Consider the following 8,350-nt stretch of genomic DNA (forward strand, 5'->3'; position numbering starts at 1 on the left):
AGATTCTGACTTAAATGGGCCATTTTTTGGCGTGTTGATGTAATCAGCTTGTTTGTCGGTGAGTTTGGTTATCACGCCACCAAAGCCAGCCACCATATCACTGGCAACTTCTTCATCGAGTTTTTTAGGTAAGACTTTTACATAAATCTCACCACCTGTATTGGCAAAGGATTTTCCATATAAATATATTTGCGCCAATACTTGATTAGCAAACGAACCGTCCATAATGCGACTTGGGTGACCTGTGGCATTACCGAGATTTACCAAGCGACCTTCAGATAATAAAATTAAATAATCATTTTTATTGTCACTTTTGAACACACGATGAACTTGCGGTTTAACCTCATCCCAAGTCCAGTTGTCGCGCATATATTGTGTGTCAATTTCATTGTCAAAGTGCCCGATATTGCAAACCACTGCACCTTGTTTAAGCATTTGCAACATTGCGCTATCACATACATTGAGGTTGCCTGTTGTGGTAACGATTAAGTCTGTTGTGGCTAATAATCGTTTGTTAATATCCTTAGTTTCACCAGTATTTTCACCTTTTTTATAAGGAGAAACAATTTCGAAACCATCCATACAGGCCTGCATCGCGCAAATTGGGTCAATTTCACTAACTTTCACAATCATACCTTCTTGACGAAGAGATTGCGCTGAGCCTTTGCCAACATCACCATAACCAATCACTAAGGCTTTTTTACCTGCCATTAGCATATCTGTGCCACGCTTAATCGCATCGTTAAGTGAATGGCGACAGCCATATTTGTTGTCATTTTTTGATTTGGTAACAGAATCATTCACATTAATAGCAGGCACTTTAAGTGAGCCTTCTTCCAGCATTTCTAATAAACGATGAACACCTGTTGTGGTTTCTTCACTAATACCATGAATATCTTTTAACATTGCTGGGTATTTTTCGTGCAACATTTGTGTTAAGTCACCGCCATCATCCAACACCATATTGGCGTTCCAAGGCTTGCCATCAGCAAGGATGGTTTGTTCGATGCACCACAAGAATTCTTCTTCAGTTTCGCCTTTCCAAGCGAAAGTAGGGATATTAGCAGTTACCATTGCCGCTGCCGCATGGTCTTGCGTTGAGAAAATATTACAACTTGACCAGCGAACCTGCGCACCCAAATCAATCAAGGTCTCCATTAGTACAGCGGTCTGAATGGTCATATGAATACAGCCCAAAATTCTTGCATCTTTTAAAGGCTGTGTTGTGCTGTATTTAGCACGAAGTGCCATTAATGCGGGCATCTCAACTTCTGCCAGTTCAATTTCTTTACGACCAAAATTAGCCAAAGCTATATCAGCAACTTTGTAGTCGTTATTATTAAGGATATTATTACTCATTATTATTGTCCTATAAAAGGTTAAAAAATGAGCGTCGTTTTGATTTTGCCAAGCCTGATTGAAAAATATTTTTCAATGCAACGCCCCTTGGTAGGTTGCATATTTTACTTGATTTTTTCCCAAGTAATGTCATCTTCTGTGCGACCAAAATGTCCGTAAGCAGCCGTTTGCTGATAAATAGGGCGTTTTAAATCTAACATTGTGATTAAGCCTTTAGGACGTAAATCAAAATTTTCATTGACAAATTTTTCAATTTCCACCATGGGCACCTTTGCCGTGCCAAAGGTTTCAATACTAATTGAAGTTGGCTCTGCTACACCAATTGCATAAGAGACTTGAATTTCGCATTTGTCTGCTAGACCAGTAGCCACAATATTTTTTGCTACATAACGCGTTGCATAGGCGGCACTTCTGTCTACTTTTGATGGATCCTTGCCTGAAAATGCACCACCACCATGTCTTGCCATGCCGCCGTAAGTGTCCACAATAATTTTACGACCCGTTAGTCCTGCATCACCAACTGGGCCACCAATTTCAAAGGCACCTGTTGGGTTGATGTGGTATTGTGTTTTATCACTTAACCACTGTGCGGGTAAGATAGGTTTTATAATCTCTTCCATCACTGCTTCTTTAAGTTCTGTTTGAGAAATACCCCCATCATGCTGTGTGGATAAAACCACCGCATCAACGCCAACCACTTGAGCGTCTTTGTAAATACAAGAAACTTGTGATTTTGCATCAGGGCGCAACCATGACAATTGTCCGCTTAGCATTAAATCTGCTTGTTGCTTAACCAAACGATGTGCGTAAGTAATCGGTGCTGGCATTAAAACATCGGTCTCATTGCAGGCGTAACCAAACATTAAGCCTTGGTCACCTGCGCCTTGTTCATGGTCTTTGGATGTATCGACACCCATTGCAATCTCTGGTGACTGCTCACCAAGTAAGTTGGTGATTTTGCAATTGTCACCAGTAAAACCGTATTCTTCTTTGGTGTAGCCAATATTATTGATGGTTTCGCGTACAATCTTGTCGTAATCAACGCTAGCAGTAGTGGTAATCTCGCCTGCCAATATAACATTGTTATCTTTAACCAAAGTTTCGCAAGCCACACGGGCATTTTTATCTTGCGCTAAAATATTGTCTAATATTGCATCAGATATTTGGTCGCAAATTTTATCAGGGTGTCCAGCAGAAACGGACTCGGAAGTGAAAATCATTTTTTGTTCTCCTATTTGAAAATCTTTAATGACAATCAATAATTATTAAAAATTCTCATTAAAAAACCCACAAAGTGAGGTTTTCAGAAGAAATCCTACTTTAGCTTGTTTTAGTTTGCCTTTACGGGTAACAAACGCTAGCAATTGGGATAAATCAGCGTGTGTGGAGATTATAACAGAGGTGATTAATTATTCTAAACTTATTTTTAGAGACAGTGCGCTAATAAACGGCGCCAGCATCAGGCTTACTACTAAGATTGTAGCTAAGAAGTACAACTGAGCACTAATGTCTAAGCCAACAGATACTTGAGAAACCGCAGAGGAAGCGAAGATAAGAATTGGGATATACAAAGGTAATATTAACAAGGACAACAACATTCCTGAGTTTTTAATACCGACAATGAGTGAGGCGCCAATGGCACCAATTAGACTAAGGCTTGGTGTGGCGAGTAGCAGGGTGAGCATTAAGATTTTAACCCCTTCGTTGTCTAAGAACAAAAACAAGCCAAGCAAGGGTGATAATAAAATGATAGGAATACCAGTCAATAGCCAATGAGCGGTGATTTTGGATAGAATGAGCAAGGGTAGTGAATGGTGAGAGATAAGCATTTGCTCAAGTACACCATTCTCAAAGTCATGATGAAATAATGAATTTAGAGACAATAACACAGCTAACATACTAGCTACCCAAATAATACCAGCAGCAATTTGTGAGAGTGTTGTGGCTTCTGGGCTAATGGCTAATGGGAATAGTGATACAGAAATCACAAAAAATAATAAAGGATTAAGCACACTTGATGGGTTACGAATTGCCACATTTAAGTCGCGTTTAAGTGTTTGCAAGTAGATATTCATCGTTATAACGCCAATACCTTTTGATTTTTTAGCGCTGAGTCTTGATGTGTGGTGAATAAGCACAGCCCACCTTGCTTACAGTGTTCGCCAATGCACCGCTCAATGATTTCAACACCTTGAGGGTCAAGTGCGGTAAATGGCTCATCTAGTAGCCAAACTTTAGCATTAGATACAAACAACCCTGCCAAAATCACACGGCGTTTTTGCCCTGCTGAGAGTCTACCACAGTATTCTTCTTCATAGCCTTGTAAACCGATTTTATTAAGTGCATCAATTAATTTTTGTTCATCAGTTGGTTGATTAAGTGCGTTTAAATATTTAAGATTTTCAAGGCAACTAAGTTCAGCACTAAGCGCGCTCAAATGACCTAAATAAAAAACTGCATTTTGATATTCTTCTGATTTGACAGGGTGATCGTCCAAGTGAATTGCGCCCTGTTCTTGTGCATTAAGTCCAGCCAAAATTTTTAACAGTGAAGTTTTGCCACTGCCATTGGTGCCAGTAATACGCAAAATATCACCTGAATTAATCACTAATGACAAGTCGTCAAATAAAAGGTTATAACCTTTTTGACAGCTTAAATTGTTAAATGTAAGCACTGACACAGTGTGGTGTTGGTTATTTATCAGAATTTATACTAAGGCTTGTTTTTTTCTTCCAATTCCTTAGCTTTGATTTTTTCTTGCGCAATGTGTTTGGCTTTTTCTTCAGCAATACGCTTTTCTTCTAATATTCTGGCTTTTTCTTCCAACTCCTTGGTTTTGGCTTCCTCCTTAGCAATACGCTCTTCTTCTAATATTTTAGCTTTTTCTTCAGCAATACGAGCATTTTGTAGCATTTTTTGCTTGTCGGTTAGTTTTGGTAAGGAGCTAATGCCATCAGTATTGATATTGACTAATTTTAGTCCTTCAAACTTCAGAGTTAAGCGATAGCGAATAACTTCGCCAGAGCCCATAGTTGAATGATTGATGTAATCCCATTGATTATTATGGAATGGGTCAATGACACTGGGTGCTCCAATGATTTCTTGTACTTGTTTTTTTGACATCCCAATTTTTAATTGGTTAATGCTAAGGCGACTTAACACTGAGCCTTGATTAATATCAGCCTTATAAGGTGTTATTAATGATAGTGTTGGTATGCTAGGCATGTAGTTTGAAAAAGAACAAGCGTTTAAAAATAGAGATAAAAGTGTAATTAGAATTAATTTGATCATTTTTTGGTTAAAATAATTGTGTAATCATTAATTTTACCTTAAGGAGGGCGTAATGGACGCACAAGATTTAAAAAGTGCAGGGCTTAAAGTTACATTGCCAAGGCTTAAAATTTTAGAAATTTTAGAAACCAGCGAAAATCACCATATGAGTGCCGAGGATATTTATCGTGCACTAATTATGCAAAATGAAGAGGTCGGCGTGGCAACAATCTACCGTGTGTTAACTCAGTTTGAAGAGTCTGGGATGGTTAATAAGCTTAATTTTGACAACGGACAAAGTGTATTTGAGTTGTCTAATGTTGAACATCATGACCACTTGGTGTGCGTCAAGTGTGGCAAGATTGACGAGTTTACAAACGAAGCTATTGAAAAACACCAACACGATGTTGCTAAAAAGTACGGCTACCAACTTACCGACCATTGCCTGTATTTATATGGACTGTGTAAGGATTGTCAATAGCAAGTGGTTTAATAAGCTAATGGAAGATTTTATTTTTAGAGCGCTTTTAGCGGCCATTGGTATTTCAATTATTGCAGGCTCTTTAGGCTGTTTTGTTATTTGGAGGCGAATGAGTTACTTTTCCGAATCCATTTCTCATTCAGCACTACTCGGTGTGTCATTAGGTTTGGTAAGTGGTTTGGATATTCATATTGGATTGATTGTTGTTGGTGTGCTATTTGCCACTTTGATTGTTGCCTTACAGCAAAAAGATTTTTTATCTAATGATGCTATCTTGGGTATTTTTTCACACATTGCCTTGTCGCTGGGTATTGTGGTTTTGGCACTAGTGGGTGGCACAAATACTGATTACTTCTCATTGTTATTTGGTGATATTTTGTCTATCAGCAATCAAGATATTATTTGGATTTATACTATTCTTATCTTGGTTGGTATTTTGCTTAGTATCTTTTGGCAACGCTTGTTATTACTAACGCTCAACGAGGAATTAGGTGTGGCAAGTGGGCTTAATCGTTTTGCATATCAATTATTGTTTATGTTGATGATTGCGCTTACCGTATCGGTTTCAGTGCAAATTGTTGGTGTATTGCTTATCACTTCGTTACTTATTATTCCCCCAGCTGTTGCTAGAGTGTTTGCTGGTAGTCCAGTCCAAATGGTATTTTTGTCTATTGTCGTTTCAATAGTTGCTGTTGTCATTGGGCTAAATAGCTCAATATACTATGATGTGGCAACGGGTCCAGCGATTGTTATCGCACTTGGTGTTTTGTTTGGGCTTTCTCAGTTGTTCACAAATAAAACCTTGGCTTGACTAACAGATTAATACTTTAAAGGGCATCATTGAGTTCGCTTAGTTGATTGGTCTGCTGTTCAACAATAAGTGGCTCAATCACCGATTCTAAATCGCCTTCCATGACTTCTGTTAATTTGTAAAGCGTTAAGTTAATGCGATGGTCGGTAATACGACCTTGTGGATAGTTATAAGTGCGGATGCGTTGTGAGCGGTCGCCACTGCCGACTAATTGTTTGCGAGTTGAGGCTTGTTCTTTTTGCTGTGCTTGCTGCTGTGCATCTAAGATGCGTGATGCTAATACTGACATTGCCTGTGCTTTGTTTTTGTGTTGTGAGCGACCGTCTTGGCACTCCACCACCGTATTGGTGGGGATATGTGTGACACGCACAGCAGAATCGGTTTTATTGACATGTTGACCGCCAGCGCCAGAGGCTCTAAAGGTATCAACACGCACATCGTTCATATTGATATTAATTTCTTCGATATTTTCTACTTCTGGCATAATTGCCACGGTGCAAGCAGAAGTATGCACGCGACCTTGGGATTCAGTTTCCGGTACGCGTTGTACACGGTGCGCACCGGATTCAAATTTGAGTTTTGAATATACATCAACACCGCTAATACGCGCGATAATTTCTTTAAAACCACCGTGCTCACCTACATTAGAGCTCATGACTTCTATTTGCCATTTTTGTTTTTCAACATAGCGTGAATACATTTTGAATAAATCACCTGAGAAGAGCGACGCTTCATCGCCACCTGTGCCTGCACGGACTTCAATAATAATATTGCGTGAATCATTTGGGTCTTTAGGTAGCAATGCTTTTTTGAGGTCTAATTCAAGTTGTTCTAATTTATCCTTACCCGAGGCAATTTCTTCTTTTGCCATAGCACGCATTTCATCATCATCTTCCAACAACATGGCTTTAGCGGCTTCAACATCTTCTTGTGCATTTAAATACTCACAGAATTGTTCGACCGCAGGCGTGAGTTGTGCATGTTCAATAGACAATTCACGAAATTTATTTTGGTTTGAAGCAACATCTGGGTCGCTTAGCATGGCACCAACTTCTTCAAGTCGCATTGAGAGTTGTTCAAGTTTGGCTATGAGTGAAGCGTTCATGATTTTTTCGCTTTGTTTTTAGGGATGCAAAACGCACAATGATTGAGTTGCTTCGCATTTTTTTGTTTGATATTGCTAAAGGGTGTGTGCAATAATTTATTGGTCAGTTGGTCGCCTAATTGGGCGATAATTGTTTGTGCATCACCACCATTTTTAAGCTTTTTAAGGGCCATTTCAACGGCTGACTTTTTAATTTGATAGGCGTTTTTCTTATAAGCTTGAATGACTTCTTCGTTAGGTAATGCTGCCACCCAATGTGTAAATTTTTTGTTTTCACTGATAATAATTTCTTCAGCCAGTGTTTTTTCTTTATTGCGATTGTTGATATTATTATCTACCACTTGTTGCAAGTCATCGACTGTGTATAAAAACACATCATCGAGTTGTGCGACTTCTGGCTCAATATCTCTAGGGATAGCGATATCCAGCATAAACATTGGTTTGTGTTTACGCAGTTTGAGTGCGCTTTCAATTAAGCCTTTGCCGATGATTGGCACACTAGCAGCAGTAGAAGAAATAATAATATCTGCTTCGTATACCACTGATGAAAATTGCTTCAAACTAATGGATTGGGCATCGTATAAATCGGCAATTTTCTTGGCATTTTCAACTGTTCTATTAGTAACAATCATTTTTTTTATGCCTTTTTGATTAAGGTGCTGAGCGCACAACTCAATCATCTCACCCGCACCAATGAGCAGCACTGTTTGCTGCGATAAGTCGGCAAAGATCTTTTCACTGAGTTTGACTGCACAATAAGCAACTGAAACAGCAGATGAGCCGATTCCTGTATCAGTTCGAACCTTTTTGGTCGTTGAAAAAGCGTGTTGAAAAAGTTTTTCTAATAACTTGTTTAGTGTGTCTGCTTCCTTGGCAGCATGGTAAGCATCTTTAAGTTGTCCTAAGATTTGTGGCTCACCCAATACCAAAGAATCCAGTCCAGTTGCTACGCGACAGATATGCTTGAGTGCATCATCGCCTTCAAAATAAACCAGATAAGGGTCTAACTTTTCTCTGGCAATATTATGGGTGGTGGCAAGATAATCACTCAGTATTTGTTGTGCATTATCATCATCAACAATACTGTAAATTTCAGAGCGATTACAAGTTGACAAAATGACACAAGCCTCAATACCTTGAATACTGTTGAATTGCTTCAAAGCATTGGATAATTCATTAGGTGAAAACGCAACTCTCTCACGCACTTCAACAGGGGCAAGTTGATGGTTAACACTCAAAATGGCAATTTTAGACACGAGCAAAAATTAGATAAATAAACGCTCAATTATATCATAAGAGCATTGTTTGCCGTTACAATACACAG

At 38.9% G+C, this 8,350-nt stretch carries 9 protein-coding genes and 1 riboswitch; of the genes, 2 read left to right on the forward strand and 7 right to left on the reverse strand.

From position 1 onward, the window contains the following. The 5 genes from ahcY to bamE form a co-directional block, all read right to left on the reverse strand. Positions 1-1,359: adenosylhomocysteinase (ahcY, locus tag BAZSYMA_RS05880; RefSeq protein ID WP_090716653.1), on the reverse strand; the 1,359-nt coding region annotated here is incomplete at its 3' end. 22 nt (positions 1,360-1,381) lie between these two features. Then, positions 1,382-1,454, reverse strand: a riboswitch (S-adenosyl-L-homocysteine riboswitch). Positions 1,455-1,463: 9 nt separating this feature from the next. Continuing rightward, positions 1,464-2,579, reverse strand: coding sequence for a methionine adenosyltransferase (metK, locus tag BAZSYMA_RS05885; protein WP_090716636.1), 1,116 nt, complete (start codon positions 2,577-2,579; stop codon positions 1,464-1,466). Between the two features lie 189 nt (positions 2,580-2,768). After that, positions 2,769-3,434: a heme exporter protein CcmB gene (gene ccmB / locus BAZSYMA_RS05890; protein WP_090716638.1), complete on the reverse strand. Its 666-nt coding sequence runs from the start codon at positions 3,432-3,434 to the stop codon at positions 2,769-2,771. 2 nt (positions 3,435-3,436) lie between these two features. Further along, on the reverse strand, positions 3,437-4,039 hold the full coding sequence (gene ccmA / locus BAZSYMA_RS05895; RefSeq protein WP_090716641.1) for a cytochrome c biogenesis heme-transporting ATPase CcmA: 603 nt from the start codon (positions 4,037-4,039) through the stop codon (positions 3,437-3,439). 32 nt (positions 4,040-4,071) lie between these two features. Continuing rightward, positions 4,072-4,650: an outer membrane protein assembly factor BamE domain-containing protein gene (gene bamE / locus BAZSYMA_RS05900; protein ID WP_090716644.1), complete on the reverse strand. Its 579-nt coding sequence runs from the start codon at positions 4,648-4,650 to the stop codon at positions 4,072-4,074. A 52-nt stretch (positions 4,651-4,702) separates the two neighbouring features. Here bamE and fur point away from each other — a divergent pair, with 52 nt between their 5' ends. Together fur and BAZSYMA_RS05910 are read left to right on the forward strand one after the other, a co-directional pair. Next, on the forward strand, positions 4,703-5,110 hold the full coding sequence (gene fur, locus BAZSYMA_RS05905; RefSeq protein ID WP_090716646.1) for a ferric iron uptake transcriptional regulator: 408 nt from the start codon (positions 4,703-4,705) through the stop codon (positions 5,108-5,110). 19 nt (positions 5,111-5,129) lie between these two features. Beyond that, positions 5,130-5,921: a metal ABC transporter permease gene (locus BAZSYMA_RS05910; RefSeq protein ID WP_090716648.1), complete on the forward strand. Its 792-nt coding sequence runs from the start codon at positions 5,130-5,132 to the stop codon at positions 5,919-5,921. Between the two features lie 16 nt (positions 5,922-5,937). On the opposite strand, the gene prfA is transcribed toward BAZSYMA_RS05910, so the two are convergent. Both prfA and hemA read right to left on the reverse strand, forming a co-directional pair. Then, positions 5,938-7,026 (reverse strand): peptide chain release factor 1, encoded by a 1,089-nt coding sequence (gene prfA, locus BAZSYMA_RS05915; protein ID WP_090716650.1) that lies wholly within the window; start codon positions 7,024-7,026, stop codon positions 5,938-5,940. Beyond that, positions 7,023-8,282, reverse strand: coding sequence for a glutamyl-tRNA reductase (gene hemA, locus BAZSYMA_RS05920; protein ID WP_090716652.1), 1,260 nt, complete (start codon positions 8,280-8,282; stop codon positions 7,023-7,025). The genes prfA and hemA overlap by 4 nt, the downstream gene beginning before the upstream one ends. Between the last annotated feature and the right edge of the window lie 68 nt (positions 8,283-8,350).

It is taken from the genome of Bathymodiolus azoricus thioautotrophic gill symbiont, assembly GCF_001298715.1.
Taxonomy (GTDB): domain Bacteria; phylum Pseudomonadota; class Gammaproteobacteria; order PS1; family Pseudothioglobaceae; genus Thiodubiliella.

Excerpts from the sequence above, each read along its gene's own strand:
- BAZSYMA_RS05910 (WP_090716648.1), top strand. The coding sequence starts at position 5,130 with ATGGAAGATTTTATTTTTAGAGCGCTTTTAGCGGCCATTGGTATTTCA.
- ccmB (WP_090716638.1), bottom strand. The coding sequence starts at position 3,434 with ATGAATATCTACTTGCAAACACTTAAACGCGACTTAAATGTGGCAATT.
- metK (WP_090716636.1), bottom strand. The coding sequence starts at position 2,579 with ATGATTTTCACTTCCGAGTCCGTTTCTGCTGGACACCCTGATAAAATT.
- prfA (WP_090716650.1), bottom strand. The coding sequence starts at position 7,026 with ATGAACGCTTCACTCATAGCCAAACTTGAACAACTCTCAATGCGACTT.
- fur (WP_090716646.1), top strand. The coding sequence starts at position 4,703 with ATGGACGCACAAGATTTAAAAAGTGCAGGGCTTAAAGTTACATTGCCA.
- bamE (WP_090716644.1), bottom strand. The coding sequence starts at position 4,650 with ATGATCAAATTAATTCTAATTACACTTTTATCTCTATTTTTAAACGCT.